The 14,903-nt window shown below is 60.5% G+C and carries 17 protein-coding genes and 2 pseudogenes; 6 read left to right on the forward strand and 13 right to left on the reverse strand.

The window, feature by feature from the left end; genetic code table 11:
• Positions 1-254: 254 nt before the first annotated feature.
• Positions 255-488, forward strand: coding sequence for a hypothetical protein (locus BLV97_RS18585; RefSeq protein WP_035839715.1), 234 nt, complete (start codon positions 255-257; stop codon positions 486-488).
• Positions 489-879: 391 nt separating this feature from the next.
• Here the strand turns inward: BLV97_RS18585 and BLV97_RS18590 are convergent, their stop codons facing one another.
• The 4 genes from BLV97_RS18590 to BLV97_RS18605 all read right to left on the reverse strand — a co-directional run bounded on the left by BLV97_RS18590 (position 880) and on the right by BLV97_RS18605 (position 4,264).
• Positions 880-1,590, reverse strand: coding sequence for an alkylmercury lyase family protein (locus tag BLV97_RS18590; protein WP_035839713.1), 711 nt, complete (start codon positions 1,588-1,590; stop codon positions 880-882).
• A 164-nt stretch (positions 1,591-1,754) separates the two neighbouring features.
• Positions 1,755-3,443, reverse strand: coding sequence for a mercury(II) reductase (gene merA, locus BLV97_RS18595; RefSeq protein WP_035839710.1), 1,689 nt, complete (start codon positions 3,441-3,443; stop codon positions 1,755-1,757).
• 97 nt (positions 3,444-3,540) lie between these two features.
• Complete coding sequence (locus BLV97_RS18600; protein WP_035839707.1) at positions 3,541-3,840, reverse strand: heavy-metal-associated domain-containing protein; 300 nt, start codon at positions 3,838-3,840, stop codon at positions 3,541-3,543.
• Positions 3,841-3,862: 22 nt separating this feature from the next.
• The gene (locus tag BLV97_RS18605) at positions 3,863-4,264 is read right to left on the reverse strand and encodes a mercuric transporter MerT family protein (RefSeq protein WP_092164188.1); all 402 of its coding nucleotides are present in this window, start codon (positions 4,262-4,264) and stop codon (positions 3,863-3,865) included.
• Between the two features lie 79 nt (positions 4,265-4,343).
• Here BLV97_RS18605 and BLV97_RS18610 point away from each other — a divergent pair, with 79 nt between their 5' ends.
• On the forward strand, positions 4,344-4,781 hold the full coding sequence (locus BLV97_RS18610; protein ID WP_035839692.1) for a MerR family transcriptional regulator: 438 nt from the start codon (positions 4,344-4,346) through the stop codon (positions 4,779-4,781).
• 143 nt (positions 4,782-4,924) lie between these two features.
• Here the strand turns inward: BLV97_RS18610 and BLV97_RS21830 are convergent, their stop codons facing one another.
• Positions 4,925-5,056 carry a hypothetical protein gene (locus BLV97_RS21830; protein WP_092164189.1) on the reverse strand — a complete coding sequence of 44 codons (132 nt, stop codon included), beginning with the start codon at positions 5,054-5,056 and terminating at the stop codon, positions 4,925-4,927.
• A 690-nt stretch (positions 5,057-5,746) separates the two neighbouring features.
• On the opposite strand from BLV97_RS21830, the gene BLV97_RS18620 reads away from it, so the two are divergent.
• A complete protein-coding gene (locus BLV97_RS18620; protein WP_035839690.1) occupies positions 5,747-6,712 on the forward strand; it encodes a calcium/sodium antiporter in 966 nt (321 codons plus the stop codon).
• Positions 6,713-7,035: 323 nt separating this feature from the next.
• Here the strand turns inward: BLV97_RS18620 and BLV97_RS21890 are convergent, their stop codons facing one another.
• The 6 genes and pseudogenes from BLV97_RS21890 to BLV97_RS18635 form a co-directional block, all read right to left on the reverse strand.
• A complete protein-coding gene (locus BLV97_RS21890; RefSeq protein WP_308430856.1) occupies positions 7,036-7,137 on the reverse strand; it encodes an integrase in 102 nt (33 codons plus the stop codon).
• A gap of 3 nt (positions 7,138-7,140) precedes the next feature.
• Positions 7,141-7,344, reverse strand: a pseudogene (locus tag BLV97_RS21895) (hypothetical protein); the annotation flags it as partial.
• A pseudogene (locus BLV97_RS21900) lies at positions 7,335-7,667 on the reverse strand (site-specific integrase); the annotation flags it as partial. The pseudogenes BLV97_RS21900 and BLV97_RS21895, both read right to left, overlap by 10 nt.
• Positions 7,668-7,691: 24 nt before the next feature.
• On the reverse strand, positions 7,692-7,853 hold the full coding sequence (locus BLV97_RS21290) for a hypothetical protein (RefSeq protein ID WP_160169153.1): 162 nt from the start codon (positions 7,851-7,853) through the stop codon (positions 7,692-7,694).
• Positions 7,854-8,349: 496 nt separating this feature from the next.
• Positions 8,350-8,952 carry an SMC-Scp complex subunit ScpB gene (gene scpB, locus BLV97_RS18630; RefSeq protein WP_035839688.1) on the reverse strand — a complete coding sequence of 201 codons (603 nt, stop codon included), beginning with the start codon at positions 8,950-8,952 and terminating at the stop codon, positions 8,350-8,352.
• Position 8,953: 1 nt separating this feature from the next.
• A complete protein-coding gene (locus tag BLV97_RS18635) occupies positions 8,954-9,823 on the reverse strand; it encodes a DUF1403 family protein (protein ID WP_051645899.1) in 870 nt (289 codons plus the stop codon).
• Positions 9,824-9,949: 126 nt separating this feature from the next.
• Between BLV97_RS18635 and BLV97_RS18640 the strand changes: the two genes are divergently transcribed.
• Together BLV97_RS18640 and BLV97_RS18645 are read left to right on the forward strand one after the other, a co-directional pair.
• Positions 9,950-11,035 (forward strand): tyrosine-type recombinase/integrase, encoded by a 1,086-nt coding sequence (locus BLV97_RS18640; RefSeq protein WP_092164194.1) that lies wholly within the window; start codon positions 9,950-9,952, stop codon positions 11,033-11,035.
• A gap of 422 nt (positions 11,036-11,457) precedes the next feature.
• Entirely contained in the window at positions 11,458-12,351 is an 894-nt protein-coding gene (locus BLV97_RS18645; RefSeq protein WP_035839675.1) for a recombinase family protein, read from the forward strand.
• Positions 12,352-12,412: 61 nt separating this feature from the next.
• Here BLV97_RS18645 and BLV97_RS18650 read toward each other — a convergent pair whose 3' ends face one another.
• Both BLV97_RS18650 and BLV97_RS18655 read right to left on the reverse strand, forming a co-directional pair.
• Positions 12,413-12,808, reverse strand: a complete 396-nt coding sequence (locus BLV97_RS18650) for a PIN domain-containing protein (protein ID WP_035839671.1) — start codon at positions 12,806-12,808, stop codon at positions 12,413-12,415.
• Complete coding sequence (locus tag BLV97_RS18655; RefSeq protein WP_081824941.1) at positions 12,798-13,025, reverse strand: AbrB/MazE/SpoVT family DNA-binding domain-containing protein; 228 nt, start codon at positions 13,023-13,025, stop codon at positions 12,798-12,800. The genes BLV97_RS18650 and BLV97_RS18655 overlap by 11 nt, the downstream gene beginning before the upstream one ends.
• Positions 13,026-13,713: 688 nt before the next feature.
• Here BLV97_RS18655 and repA point away from each other — a divergent pair.
• Entirely contained in the window at positions 13,714-14,898 is a 1,185-nt protein-coding gene (gene repA / locus BLV97_RS18660) for a plasmid partitioning protein RepA (RefSeq protein ID WP_092164190.1), read from the forward strand.
• Positions 14,899-14,903: the final 5 nt, after the last annotated feature.

The following is a 14,903-nucleotide window of genomic DNA, read 5'->3' on the forward strand; positions in this document are numbered from 1 at the left end:
CGGTAGCCGCCGTTCGCGGCGATCGCTTCGGAGGTCCCCAAAGCGCAGGGAGCGGCCTTTACACAATCGGGATAACTGCCATCCCTGGCTGTGTGACACTGAGTGCATCATCTTAGCTACTAATTCATGAGGTTTTCCAAAAACCGACTGCATTAAGCGATTGTTTCAGCCGTTCTATTGCACGCGAGATGAGGATACACATCGAGTGCTGATCGTCACGTTGAACGACTTGGCAGGCTAGAGGAATGAGGCGTATGGCGGAAAGCTTCAACTACATCTCCTTCGGCAACTGGGAAAATGTCGAGGGGAACGTCGAAGTTGTCTCAATGCTGCGGCGGCGAATGTTCGAATACACGCCTTCTGACATCGAGAAGCGGCTGGAAGGCCTCGATGCCGCTGCGACAGCCTTTTTAGAGACCCTACCGACGTTCCTGTGCACTGAGATCATGCAGGCGGGAGACGACGTCGCCAATCTCCCGCGGACGTGACGACGATACAGGCGTGGCAAACACGACAGCTTACTCAGCCTACGATCAGACTATACCGGGCAAACTCAATATCGCCCTCTCCTGCATCACCGTAAGCGCTCAGTCGTAGCCCTATGCGGCGAGGCTTGATAACCGCTTTGGGGCCGGCTGCGGACTGACAGGTCCTGATGGCCGCCCGGGTCAAGCGGACATTCACCAACGTAGCGAGGATGTCGCGAGCGGCCCTCACCGGACATTCGGGCCTGTCACAGCGGATGACCGGACCGAGCCAGAAACGGACCCCAAGAAACGACAAGCGCGAAGGTCAGCGGGGCGACGATGTTGGAACAACTGGAATTTCGAGCGACGTAGAAGCTCTCACCGGGCGTGGAGACCCCCTGATCGCAGAGCCTCATGTATCTATGGCTTCAGGGCCAGGCTCTGCCGCTTCTCGCAAGAAGGCTCGGAAGATCTCTGCTCCAAGTTGCACGCCTTCTTCGAGCGTCAGATCGAAACCACGCATGCCGGGTCGATCCGACCGCCAGACCTCCAGATGCTCTGGTGAGCAGAACATCCGCATCGAGGTGCATTGACTGTCGGCGGCGCAGGAGCCGACCTCCATCACACCTGTCCAAACACGGGCCGTCGGGTCAGTCGCGTTGGTGATGGTCAAGCCGTCAGCCGCAACTGTCAGGGCCATTGGCGTCCGGCAAATGGGGCAGAGGCAGGAAACTTCCGTCTCGCGCTGTATCATCGCGGCGACGCCCAACGCGTCAATCGCGCAGACGGCGTGCATTTCGACACCAGTGGAGCGGACGGTAAAGTCTGTGACTGCAGTCGAGAACGGATAGGCCAGCGCGATTTTTCCGTCGCGAATATGGACCAGGTCGCGTTGACTCAATTCCGCACCGATCCCGCAGGGAAACTCGGAAATATTCGGAGGAGCTCCGTCTTCGACATAGGCACGCAGTATCCTGTGATGCGCGGCACGGACGTCCGGCGAAAGATCACTCCAGCGTGCAGCCAGCCGGGCCTCCGCCAGAAGCGCCGACATGGCCTCGTCAACCTTCGGGCTGTTGGCAAGGGACCGGTTGGGTGCCTCTCTGCCTTGATCTTTGTTCATCTGATCTCCATCGCTCTGTAAGTTCGCACCATTGCTGAGATATGCGATTTCTGAATTGTCACTATAGTCGAGCGCCCCGACGCAGACCCGGAAACTGGCAAGCTGGGGCAGGCAGCCCGCTTAGCGCCGGAAAAGGACGATAGGCAATTTGGGCATGCATAGCGTCAGCCCGCGCAGCAGCTCAACTTGGTCACGTCCTTGTAGAAGGTCTGCGCGGCCAGTTTCAGGCCTTCGACCATCGTCAGATACGGGAACAGTTGATCAGCAAGATCGGCCACCGTCATCTGGTTCCGTATCGCAAGCGCGGCGCTCTGGATGATGTCGCCGGCCCCGTCCGCCACGGCTTGGACGCCGATCAGCCGACCCGACCCCGCCTCGGCGACGAGCTTTATGAAACCGCGCGTATCGAAGTTGGCGAGGGCGCGAGGGACGTTGTCCAGAGCAAGCGTCCGGCTTTCGGATTGGATGCCCATCTTCGCGGCACCGGCCTCGCTGTAGCCGACCGTCGCGATCTGGGGATCGGTGAACACCACCGCGGGCATGGTGGAGAGATCGAGATCGGCCTTGCCACCCGTCATGTTGACCGCCGCCCGACTGCCACCAGCCGCAGCGACATAGACATATTGCGGCTGATCGGTGCAATCGCCTGCGGCATAGATGCGCGGGTTGCTCGTCCGCATCGCCCGATCGACCAGGATGGAACCTTGGGAATTCTTGGCGACAGAGGCGGTCTCGAGCCGCAAGTCCGCTGTTCGTGGGGCGCGCCCGGTCGCAATCAGCAGGCGATCGGCTTTCACCTCGTCTTGGTTGGTCGTCAGAAGGAACCCGCCTTCGGAGTAGGCAACCGAAGTCGCCTCGGTCGCGTCACGAACCTCGATGCCTTCCTCGTAGAACACGCCGGCAAGCGCCTCGCCGATCGCGGGATCCTCGCAGGAGAGCAGCCTGTGCCGTGCAAGGATCGTGACCCTGCTACCGAGCCGCGCGAATGCCTGCGCCAGTTCCACGGCGACGATCGACGAGCCGATGACTGCAAGGCGGTTCGGAATTTGATCGGTTTCAAGGGCCTCGGTCGAAGTCCAATAGGGGGTGTCCTGCAATCCGGGAATATCCGGAATTTGAGGTCTGGCACCGACCGCGATCAGGCACCGGTCGAAGCCGAGGGACCGCTCTTCACCGTCCAGGCCCCGTACCACCACGGACTGCTCACTTTCGAAGCTAGCTTCGCCGCGGAGCAGAGTGATATCCGGATTGGTTTCCAGAATGTCTTCGTACTTTGCCTTGCGCAGCTCCGTCACGCGGGCGTGCTGCTGGGCAAGAAGCCTGTCGCGATGGATGGCCGGCATCGCGGCGTCAATTCCATCGTCAAACGGGCTGGTGCGGCGCAGATGCGCAATTCGGGCGGCCTGGATCATTATCTTGGACGGCACGCAGCCGACATTGACGCATGTGCCGCCGATCGTTTCGTGCTCAATCAGCGTGACCTTTGCCCCGCATTCGATGGATTTGAGGGCGCACGCCATTGCCGCACTGCCGCTGCCGATGACCACGACATGAAGCTTGCCCGCAGTTGGACCCTCTCGCAGCGGAATGTCCGCCAGCGGTGCCGTGTCCGGACCCTGGGCGCGCTGATCTCGTGCCTGCTGATCCGCGTCCTTGAACTCAGCGCGATAGCCGGCGTTCGCCACCGCGCTGAGCAGGTCCTCTACCGGGACTTTCTCGGCGGTCATCACCCTTGCCGACCCCGACGGATACGAAACATCGGCCTGCCCCACACCCTCCACGTGCTCAAGCGCGGCTTTCACATGCGCAGCGCTGGACTGGCAGGTCATCCCCAAAATCTTCAGGTCCGTCATCGCATCTTTTCTTTCAAGCTCATGCTTCTGATGCTGCGGCAGGATGCCGCCACAGCCTTGGTCCCCGTCGCGTCCAAATCAATGACGCGCGCGACTACTACTTCACTTCCGCGGGATAGCCGCGATTGGTCACGACCTTGATCAGCTTTGTCGGGGTCGTTTGTGTCGGATCGTAGGCGATGGTGGCGGTGACATCGGCCAGGCCGTTGGGTTGGCTAACCGCGACCGAATTGACCCCTGGCACATGCAGCAGGCTGCTCTTGATGATAGGGCCACAAAGGACGCAGCCCGCGTGGTGCACGTCAAGGATGACGGTGCTGCTGTCCGACGCAAGTGCGACACGGGGTGCTGCGGCGAGGCCAAGCGCAAGGGCCGCGCCAAATAACTGTTTCTGCATCAGGTTCTCCTATGAAACGAGGTCAGAACACGACCGCACGAATGACGTAGGGAAAGGCGACGGCGATGATGACGAGGATGCCGGCGGTCCAGAGCCCTATCCGGGCGACGCGGTCGGATTGCGGCGAGGCGCAATAGCCATCGGAACAGGCGACCTGCTGTTTTCGGCGCAGCCGCCACGCGCCATACCCGATGAACCCGAGAGAGGCCGCCGCGAAGATGGGCTGATAAGGCTCAAGAGCAGTAAGATTGCCGATCCAGGCTCCACTGACGCCGAGCGCAAAAAGAATGAACGGGACCACACAACATGAGGCTGCGCCGAGTGCGGCGGCTATCCCACCCAGGGATAGGAGCCGCGCTCCTGTTTCGCGCTCTCTACCTGCACCTGTCGCGTTCGGCCTTGGGTTTGCGATGTCTCCGCTCATAATCCCGTCCGTCAGTCATGCTCTTCTGGACAACCATCATAGGTCCTGTAGTAACTACAGGATCAAGAGAGATTCCGGAATGGAGCGCGATTTCTTGGGTAACGAGCCGTTGATCCAGATTGGGACGCTGGCAAAGCGAACCGGCACGAACATCGAAACGATCCGGTTCTACGAGAAGATCGGCATTCTTGCAGAACCACCGCGCACGGAAACTGGGCGCCGCCTCTATGACGAGAGGCAGGTCGAGCGACTGTCCTTCATCCGTCGGACCAGGGCTCTCGGATTCAGCCTGGATGAGGTTCGAGCCCTTCTCGCGCTTGTAAATTCCCGGGATGTCGACTGTTCCGAGGTTAAGGACATGGCGACCCGTCATCTGGACGAGGTGACCGCCAAGATCGCCGATCTGAGAGCCATGCAGTCCGCCCTGGCCGGGCTTATCACCCAATGCGACGCGGGAGATCAGTCAGGATGCCCAATGATCCCAGCTCTCTTCCGGGAAGGAACAGCAGTTTTGTAAAGCCCGCTTTTGCGCATTGCTGCCGTTTGTCTTGTGTGCAGCGAACGTCAACTCGCCGCCCAAATGGACGAGGCGCACCGGTGCCGAGTGGTCGACGGGATTAGGGCGCAGGGCCCCGCGGCCCGGCGCCCTGGGAGTAGCGGCTACTTCACCTTCTTGCCGGCGACGACGGCGTCCGACTTGCCCGCATTGGCGTTCGCGGTGGCGAGGACTTTGGGCTTTTCCTTCTTCGGCTTCTTCGGCTCGCGGTGACCGCGGCTCTTTTCCTTGGACATGGGGTATCTCCAGCGTGATCCCCGGGGGCGGAATGCCGCCAGGGCCGGTGCCTTGGGAGATCAGGGTTGCCCGGCGTTGACCGGGGCGATGAGCCCGGTGGGCAGCAGACGGGGGCGTTTGCGGCGCTTGGCCTGCAGATTGGTATTCTAGATTTGCTTTGGAGAGGCAGCAACAACGACTTCGGCTCTCGCTTCGTCCCTTCGCGCCAGGCCCGGCGAAGGGCGGGACCCGGCTCATCGCAGCCATCCGGTCGGACGAGAGCAAGCAGGACCCGGCCAAGTCTCCATGGCCGCGATTCACTCTCGCCCTGCCCGAGATTTGAGGTGTCTTGAGCTGCTGCTCGCCTATTGCCGTTGTCCGCCTCGGTCGCACCATACAGGTACTTCACTTTCATGCTGTCAGCGCAGGAGGAACCGTCGTAATCCGCCGAAGGCTGAGAGGTGGTGCAATTCTTGGGATCTACCCCCCCCTGTATTTCGCTGACCCGGGGTCTTATGTCCCACTGGAACCGAGGGCGCTTTCGCGACCTTGGTCAATCGCAAAAAACTGGATGCCAAGGATGGTGACTATGGCGAGTGCTGGGAATGACCGCATCACGCCGGCTCTTCATACGCGTTTGCTTCCGACCTAGGCGAGGACACTCGTCAAATTCCAATGCCGCAGTTGATACTTAACCGCAAGGATCATCGATGTTTCACGATCTTCTTCTGGTGGCCGCCGGCCTCGCTCTTCTTTTTCTTGGTGGCGAGGGTCTGGTGCGCGGTTCGGTTGCGATCGCTGAACGACTTGGCATTTCCAAGCTCTTGATAGGCCTGATTATCGTCGGCTTCGGCACCTCTACACCAGAGCTCCTGGTCTCCGTCAATGCCGCGCTCGATGGCGCGCCAGAGATTGCGCTAGGGAATGTCGTCGGCTCGAACATCGCCAATATCCTGCTGATCGTCGGCGTGGCTGCATTGATCCTGCCTATTTCCGGATGGCAGCGCACAGCGGTTAGGGAAGCTCTGATCGCAAGTCTTACCGGACTGGTCCTCGTCGGGCTCGTACAAGGTGATATCATTAATCGGATGGAAGGCATTGCAATGCTGGTGGTCCTCGCCGGCTATCTGGCCTCCAGCGCATGGCTCGAGAAGCGCGACAGGCAGGCAAAAACCTTCAAACACGAAGCCGAGGAGTTCGAGGACATCCCGCTTGCGCGCCCTTGGATCGCCCCAGTCCTGGCACTTGCCGGGATCGGCGCACTGATCTTCGGAGCGGATCTCCTCGTCGAAGGGTCCGTCAGCATCGCACGGTCCTTCGGAGTTCCCGATGCGGTGATCGGACTTTCTCTGGTCGCAATCGGGACCTCGTTGCCGGAATTGGCGACCTCCATCGTCGCCGCGATCCGCCGGCATCCGGACGTAGTGCTGGGTAACGTGATCGGCTCGAACATCTTCAATATTCTTGCGATCCTCGGGGTCACGGTTGTGATCCAGCCTATCGAGGTGGGCGCTCGGTTTCGAGAAATCGACACGCCGGTAATGCTGGGCGCAAGTGTGTTACTCCTCGCGCTCCTCTTCGCGACGAAGCGAATTTCGCGGACTTGGGGGGCTCTCATGCTGACTGCCTACGCCGCCTACATGGTCTTTCTGTTCACTTTCGGGATCACTACCTGATTGGACTTGCCCGGCTTTTGTGGAGAGCGTTTGGCTCACTTCGCGGGCCCTGCGCTCGAAGGCGATGGGGCATTGCAAGGGTGCTTTATGCGCATAACGGACGTTCAAGCTCTATGCAGCGAAGTTCCGCATCCCGCCCTCTCTGCCGCTTCTGCTGGTCGCCTCGAACGACAGCTTCCGGGCACCGCACCGAAGAGCCTGAACGGCCGGGATCGGGGCGCATAGCTACCCCCTGGCTCCCGAGGCATTCGCCTGAGCCGGGGACTTCTGATATTGCGCGAGGCCGCCCCGTCCAGTTTTTCATCTGCGCGGAGTGCCCACCGTCAGATCTCTGTGCCCTCCGCAAGCGTCAGCGCGTCCTCGATGTCTACGCCGAGGTAGCGCACAGTGTTCTCGATCTTGGTGTGGCCCAGCAGGATCTGCACGGCGCGCAGGTTTCCCGTGGCCTTGTCGATGATGGAGGCCTTGGTCCGGCGTAGGGAGTGCGTGCCGTAGTCTTCCTTACGCAGGCCGGTCCCGGTGACCCATTCATCGACCAGCCTCGCGTATTGGCGGGTGCTGCGGTGGTCGGAATGTCCACCCGGCTTGGGAAGACATAGTCGTCGATCGTGCCGCCACGCCGCTCGAGCCAGGCGCGAAGGCTTGCCCGTGTTTCGGCTGTCAGCTCGAACTGAACCGGCCGACCCGTCTTCTGCTGCACTACGAGCGCCCGGGTCCGGATCTCGCCGCCCGCGACGATGTCGCCGATCTTGATCTTTACGACGTCGCAGCCGCGCAGCTTGCTGTCGATCGCGAGATCGAACAGGGCGCGATCGCGGACGCGCCGATGGTGATCGAGCAGGAACCGGATCGCCCAGACCTGCCGCGGTTTGAGGGGGCGCTTCGCCCCCACTCTTCGGCCTGTGTTCCATGCGTGGCGCCCGCGGGCGCCGGGATCATATTCTGACATGCCCATTTGCTTTCTCGAACATGACGGGCCTCACAGCCGCTCGATCGCCCGGACGGCCAGCGCGAACGCCGCAAAGCCGAACAGGCCAAGGGAAAGATTGATCAGATCGCTCATCTCACGGCTCCATGGATGGGATTGCCGTGCGAGGATCCCCCTGGTCGTCGTAAAGGCGCCATTCGAATTGCCGGGCATTTGCGTAAAGGGCGCGTAAAGACAGCCGATGGACCGGCGGACTCGGCGCCCTAAACAAGGCATCTGCCAGTCAAATAGTGCTTACTGCGCTTCCAAGACCATCGTAACGAACGGCCGGTTCTAAGTTGCGCGTGCGGGACCGCCTACGACCATAATCGGGCCGACTGCTGACTCGGCTGTTCGGGCGCCCGATCGTCAGCTTTTCTCATTACGCGGCCTGCAACCCGACAGACCGGATGTCGGCCCGAAACCGGCCATTCGCACAAGCGCCAGCGAACGTCCGCGGCACAGACTTCGCGACGAGCGCGACAGCAATCACCAATATATTGGTAAGGCAAGAATGAGCCATTCGCCGCGCTGCTCACCCCCGCCGGCAATGGGGCATCGATCATCGAGCCGCTTGAAGGAGGTAGCCCTGGATCGGAGAAATTCTGGTTCCATCTGGGGGTAGCGGCAAGGCACCGGGTTTAAGTCGAAGCGAGCGCAGCGTTCCAAATCAATCTGAAACGTCGCTGGACAACGCCACCACCCCCGCGTCTTCCAGTTGCTCCTGGTCGGGCAGGTCTCGGAGGCTTTCCATACCGAAGGCCACGAGGAAGGCTTCTGTGGTTACGAAGGTATAGGGTGCACCGCGCCGCGGGCTTCGCGGCCCAGTGCCGATCAGGCCGCGCGCGTGCAAGCGTCCAATCAGATCCCGGCTGATCTCTTTGCCGAAGATGTCCTTCAGCCCGTCCCGCGTGATCGGTTGGTGATAGGCGATCGCCGCCAGCACGGCGACATCGAACTCCCGTAGATCCAGAATCTGATCGCCCACATCGGCGGCCGCGCGCACCGCTGCAGCATAGGCGGGCCGGGTGCGCAGCAGCCAGCCCTCGCCGACCGCGGCCACCTCAAAAGCACGGCCCTCCAGCTCGGCCGCGAGATCGCCGATCAGCAGGTCGACCGAGGCGCCCTGCCCCACCACCTTCGCCAGATCCCCGCGCGGCACCGGACTGGCGGAGGCGAAAAGCACCGCCTCGATGCGACGCAACCACTCGCGCCAGCGCTGGTCGGGCGACAGGTCGGCAAGCTCACGGTCAAGCTCGGCACGGTCCGGCATCTCACACCCCGTAGAGGCGGAAGCTGTCGCGTCCGGTCAGCTCGCGCACCGCGCCCAATTCCACCAGCCTCTCGCAGAAACGCCGTGCGGCACGGTCCGACATCAACCCCGCCAGGTCGCGCGGGGCGAGCGCGTCACGCGCCAAGAACAGCGCTACCGCCTCCCCTGCCCCCTTTGCGCGCAGCTTCGTCGCGACCGCTCGGAGCCGGTCCGCACCGCGCGTGACCTCCACGCACAGCTGCACCGCTTCCGAGGCCTGCCGAAGAAGCGCCGCCTCAAGGGCCCGCCGCAGATCCACGCCGCGAAGCCGCAGGTCCGCTGGCCGCAGCCCGGCGGAAATTAGTGGAGTGAGACGGTCCCACCCCAGCACATCGGAGAAACCAGCCTCGGCCAGCATCAACGCAGGCAGATCGGAACGCGGATCGTCTTCCAGGATCTGTTCCAGGGCCGAGGCAGCCAGAGCAATCGCCCCGCCCTGCCCCGCCGCGACCGAGCGCCACCGCGTCGGCGCGTCTGGCAGCACATCCTTTGGCTTACACGCCACGGCCTGCCGCCAGGCCAATGCGACTTCGCCGCAGGGATCGGGGCTGTCTCCGGGCCGCAGCAGATGCATCGCATCCCGCAGAAGCGAAATTTCCTCCCGCCGCCCCTGCAATCTCAGTGTTGCCTGCGCTGCGCGAAGCGCCAGCCGCGCTCGCAGAAGCTCGGGCGGCACCTCCGGTCGTGTCATCGCCCCCTGCAGATGCGCGACCGCAGCTCCGGCCAGAAACGCCGTCTCTTCAGGCGTTTGAGGACGCGCCACGGCGACCCAGCGCGGGAGTGGCGGCAAGATCCGTGCTGTGTCAATGAAGCCTGAGGGAAAATGCGTCATATAAATATCTTACCTGTTGGCGGCGGTTTAGGCCAGATATTTGCGCATAAACCGCCGCACTCTATCGAATTATATAACGTCCAATAATCTTGCATTATCGGACATAATGGAGCTATGTGTGAAATCATGCCCGAAACGTCCGAGAAATCGCCCTCAAAGCCACCAGAACGCCCCAATCCTCACGAAGAGGACGAGGGACGCGAGGCAATCGCCCTGCCCTCCCATCTCGCAGGATCAGGCACGCTGGACCGGCTGGTCGAAACAGCGCGTGACTATGCCCGTCAGGCTGCGTCGGAGAACACGCTCAAGGCCTATGCGAATGACTGGAGCCACTTCACGCGCTGGTGCCGGATGCGGGGCGCAGAGCCCCTGCCCCCTTCGCCCGAATTGATCGGCCTCTACATCGCGGACCTGGCCGCACCGGGAGGAAAGGCCCCTACCCTATCGGTTTCAACAATCGAGCGGCGCTTGTCTGGCCTTTCCTGGGGCTATGCGCAGCGCGGGCAGCCCCTGGACCGCAAGGACCGCCACATCGCCAGTGTGCTTGCCGGGATCCGCCGCCGGCACGCCCGGCCACCGGCGCAGAAGGAAGCGATCCTGGCCGAGGATATCCGTGCCATGGTGGCCATCTTACCCCAGGATCTATGGGGCCTGCGTGACCGGGCGATACTGCTGCTGGGCTATGCCGGCGGATTGCGGAGGTCGGAAATTGTCGGCCTCGACGCCCACAAGGACGACACGCCTGACTCCCGGGGCTGGATCGAATTGTTGCCGGGCGGTGCCGTCCTGACACTGAATTCCAAGACCGGATGGCGGCAGGTCGAGGTAGGGCGCGGCTCTTCCGATCAGACCTGCCCAGTCCATGCGCTGACCCAATGGCTGGACTTCGCGAAGATCGACTTCGGGCCGGTCTTCACCCGCATTTCGCGCGACGGTCGTCGCGCGCTGGAGAGCCGATTGAGCGACAAGCATGTCGCCCGGCTGGTGAAGCGCGCGGCAATGAGCGCCGGTCTCCGCCCAGATCTGCCCGAGGCCGAGCGGGTCGCACTCTTCTCAGGGCATTCCCTGCGCGCCGGCCTCGCCTCCTCCGCGGAAGTCGACGAGCGCTACGTCCAGAAGCAGCTCGGCCATGCCTCCGCAGAAATGACCCGGCGCTATCAGCGTCGAAGGGACCGCTTCCGTGTCAACCTGACGAAGGCCGCAGGGCTTTGATCTATTTGTATTTTTTTGGGCTTTCTTGAAATTATTAGCCAAAACCTAAGTCGTCAGCTTTTGGCTTACTGCTTCAATTGAAATAGTTAACCAAAAGCGACAACCAGAGATCCTCGTCGTGAGCCTCTTCATCCTCCTCATTGGTGATGAGGGGATCCCCGAAGTCATCAGTCAATGTAGTTGGTTGAGGCTTCATATGTGCAAAATAATGATCTTTTGCCCATTACCCAAGTGATTTTATGGCGGTTGCCTTCGCTCTTAATATAGTATGCGCGCGCGACTGCCGGTGAAACCTCTCAGATCGCGCTCAGCGCATGGAAACCAAGGGTTTTTGGACGAGCGCGACGAGAGAGTACCTACTTGCATTCGTTTACAAACGGTCGTTTAGTAGCGATATCTTAAATTGCAAACGGCCCGATTTCATGCCCCTGATAGGCTACGCCCGTGTTTCCACAGAGGATCAGACCCCCCTGCCCCAGTCTGAGGCCCTTCAAACTGCGGGTTGCGTCGAGATCTTTGAAGAGCACGCCTCGGGCGGCAATCGCGCGCGACCGGTGCTGGCACGCGTGCTCGAACGCGTCCAGAGCGGCGATACGCTGGTCGTTGTGCGGATCGACCGGCTTGCGCGATCTCTGTCGCACTTGCTGGAGGTGATCGAACGTCTGGAGGCCAAGGGAGCTTTCTTCCGCTCCCTGCAGGACCCCATCGACACCTCATCCCCGCAGGGCAAGTTCACGCTGCAGGTTCTGGGCGCCGCCGCCGAGTTCGAACGTGCCCTGATCCGCGAGCGCACCAAGGCCGGGCTTGCCTCGGCACGCGCCAAGGGGCGGCTCGGCGGCAATCCGGGCCTCCGCGCCAAGGACCCCGTCGCGATGCGCAAGGTGCGGCTGGCGCGACAGGACGGCTATATGGAGCGACTGAACGAGACCGCGCAGGATTGGGTGCCCCACGTGCGCCGCCTGCGACCCGTTATGGCCTGGGAGGACGTGCTGCGGATCATCAATGCCCCCCTGCCCCGTGATCGGCGCTGGACGCAAAGCCGCCTGCTCCGCGCCGTGAAGGCATATGTGCGCGACGGGTTCCTGCCCGATGAAGTGCTTGGCCGCGCCGGACGCCGAGAAACAGACGATCGCCTACCTGCCATCGTGGCCGGCATCAAGGGCGCGGACCCCAACATCACGCTCCAGGCGATCTGTGACAGGCTGGAATCCATGCGTGAACGCACACCACGTGGGCGCACAAGCTGGCAGCCCTCTTCAGTAAGGATGCTGCTGGAACGCGCAGAGAAGATGGGCTTGCTGAAGTCCGCGCAATAAACACAACCTTGCAAATCTTCCAACTCATGGAACCATTGCAAGATTGCAGCCCATTTTCTGGTCAGGTGAATGGATTCATGACGCGCAACTGATCTTCGACCAGCAATCCGTCGTGCATATCTTCGCTCCACAAAGTCGTGCATCCAGCAATAAGAGCGGTCGACACAATCATCGCGTCATAGACCGAAAGCTGATATTTTTCTGCCAAAGCTCGGCCCACAAGATGGGTTTGCACAGACAGCTCCTCGACTGAACACAAAGATTGGACCCCTGCGAGAAACGCGCCGGTCTCCTCCCAACTGAGACCGGCTTTCCTCCGGCAATTGACCATGGCTTCGTTCAGGACCTGCACACTGATCCGCGGCCCCTGCCCCAAGATGTCTTCCGCCCGATCCGCCTTTGGGCCGTCGTCAAGAAGGTAAAGAACGACGTTTGTATCCGCGAATTCAGCGCTCATGCGCGGCGTCGCGGCTTAGACGCGTGTCCTTGGGCAGTTTTCCGCGAAACCGTCTTAGCCCTTGCAGGACTTCATCGGCGCGAGGGTGGCGTCTCACAAGAATGGTTCCATCATCCTTTACCAGATCGACCTGGTCGCCTTCCTTTAAGCCCAGTTCCCGCACAAGTCCCGCGGGTAGCCGGACTGCAAGAGAGTTTCCCCATTTGGCAACTTGCATCTTGTCCTCTCAGAGATGGATAAACGTCCGTGTAAGTATATCCAAATCCATCAGAAGGCAAGCTTTGGTTAGTTCAAAGAACTCCCCTCATCTTCCTTAGGGCAACGCAGGTTCTACCCGTTAGGTACTTTTCTATGGTGCGTCAGACGTAGTCCATGAGTGGACTTCCGCTACTAGGCATGATCTCCGATTGAATGGCAGTCATTCGTTGACGGCGACCTTCGGCCTCGATGTGGCCGGGTCGCATTGGTCACGTATCGCCGCAGTCGTCAGCTCCCAATCAGGTGCCGTTGCCCCCTCCCCTGCCCCGCGGCGCTTCGCGTCCTGCGTGGCTGATGTTCAGTCAGCTACCTGGCTGCTGCGCATCGAGACGCAACCAATGAACGATTAGGGCGACGACAGAGGATGGAGAGTTCGGAGTTACCACGGTCGGCGGCTGCACTTCGACGTTTATCTCGAGGAACAATGCGAGGTTTGAAAGGCGTGAGGGCGGATAGGAAAAGGTACAATGCTCGTTGTCACCACGTTTACAGCTGTAAACTCGGCCTAGATTGCCTTCGTGGATATAGTTCCATGCCCCATGTTTAGACACTAAATAGAGGAAAAATCTTGACTTAGCCGCGTGAATCGCTGCTTTTATCCTCAAGTGGCGTGAAAAGGGCCACATTTTGGAAATTGAGGCAACCAGATGATTCCTGTGACACCATTGGCAAATGAGCGCCCATCGGCACTTGCGACCGAGATATCCGAACGGCTCAACGCCGCCATCAGGGAGCACCTACTCTCTGCTTTTGCCCCAGACAATTCAAAAACGCTACGTTCTTTTTCGGCCCCAGAGACTGCTGAACTCTTGGGTGTGTCCGGGCAATTCATGCGAAAGGTCCACGCCGAAGGGACGCTTCCGGAGCCCGAAGATATCCGGGGTGGCAGACGCTACTACGCCGCCCAAGAGATTTGGGATGCCCGCGAAATCCTGGAAAAAACCTCTCGGAAGAAGGGGCGGTATATGCCTCGCCGTTCTGGCGAGGAAAAGCTGCAGATTTGGCAGCTGATGAATTTTAAAGGCGGTTCAAGTAAAAGTACAACGAGCGTCCACCTCGCTCACTACTTCGCTCTTCGGGGCTATCGGGTCTTAGCGTTGGACCTGGATCCGCAGGGGTCGCTCACATCGATGTGTGGGATTAGCCCCGAGATCGAGTTTGATGGACTGACCGTTTATGATGCGATCCGCTACGACGATCCGGTCAGCATGGCGGACGTTGTCGTTCAGACATACTTTCCTGGGCTCTCGATTGCGCCTTCACGCTTGATGTTGTCGGAATTTGAGACGGAGTCGGCCGTTCATTCGAACCCGGACCAGCCATTCTTTACTCGCATCCGAAATGCCTTGGCGCAGGTCGAGGATGATTTTGATATTGTTCTCATGGATAGCCCGCCACAACTGGGTTTCTTGACCATCGCAGGGATGGCTGCCGCCAGCTCCCTGATCGTTCCTCTAACTCCATCGATGTTGGATGTTTCTTCAACAGCTCAATTTCTCGAGCTGGCTGGAGCTTACATGGGTGTGATAGAAGATGCTGGCGCATCTCTGCAGTATGATTTCTTTAAGTTTCTCATCACACGAGACGAACCAACGGACGTACCTTCTCAGCAGTTGACCTCTTTCATGCGGGCTCTGTTTCAAGACCGGGTCATGTCGGCAACTGCTCTGAAGAGCACAGCAATCAGTGATGCCACCATGCTCAAGCAGTCGATCTATGAAGTGGTGCGTTCGGAGATGACACGCGCCACATATGATCGGGCCAAGGGCTCGATGGATGCGGTTGGGCTCGAAGTGGAAACGATGATCCATCAATCGTGGGGGCGTAAGTAATGGCT

This window comes from Allgaiera indica, from assembly GCF_900106675.1.
In the GTDB taxonomy this organism is placed as follows: Bacteria; Pseudomonadota; Alphaproteobacteria; order Rhodobacterales; family Rhodobacteraceae; genus Acidimangrovimonas; species Acidimangrovimonas indica.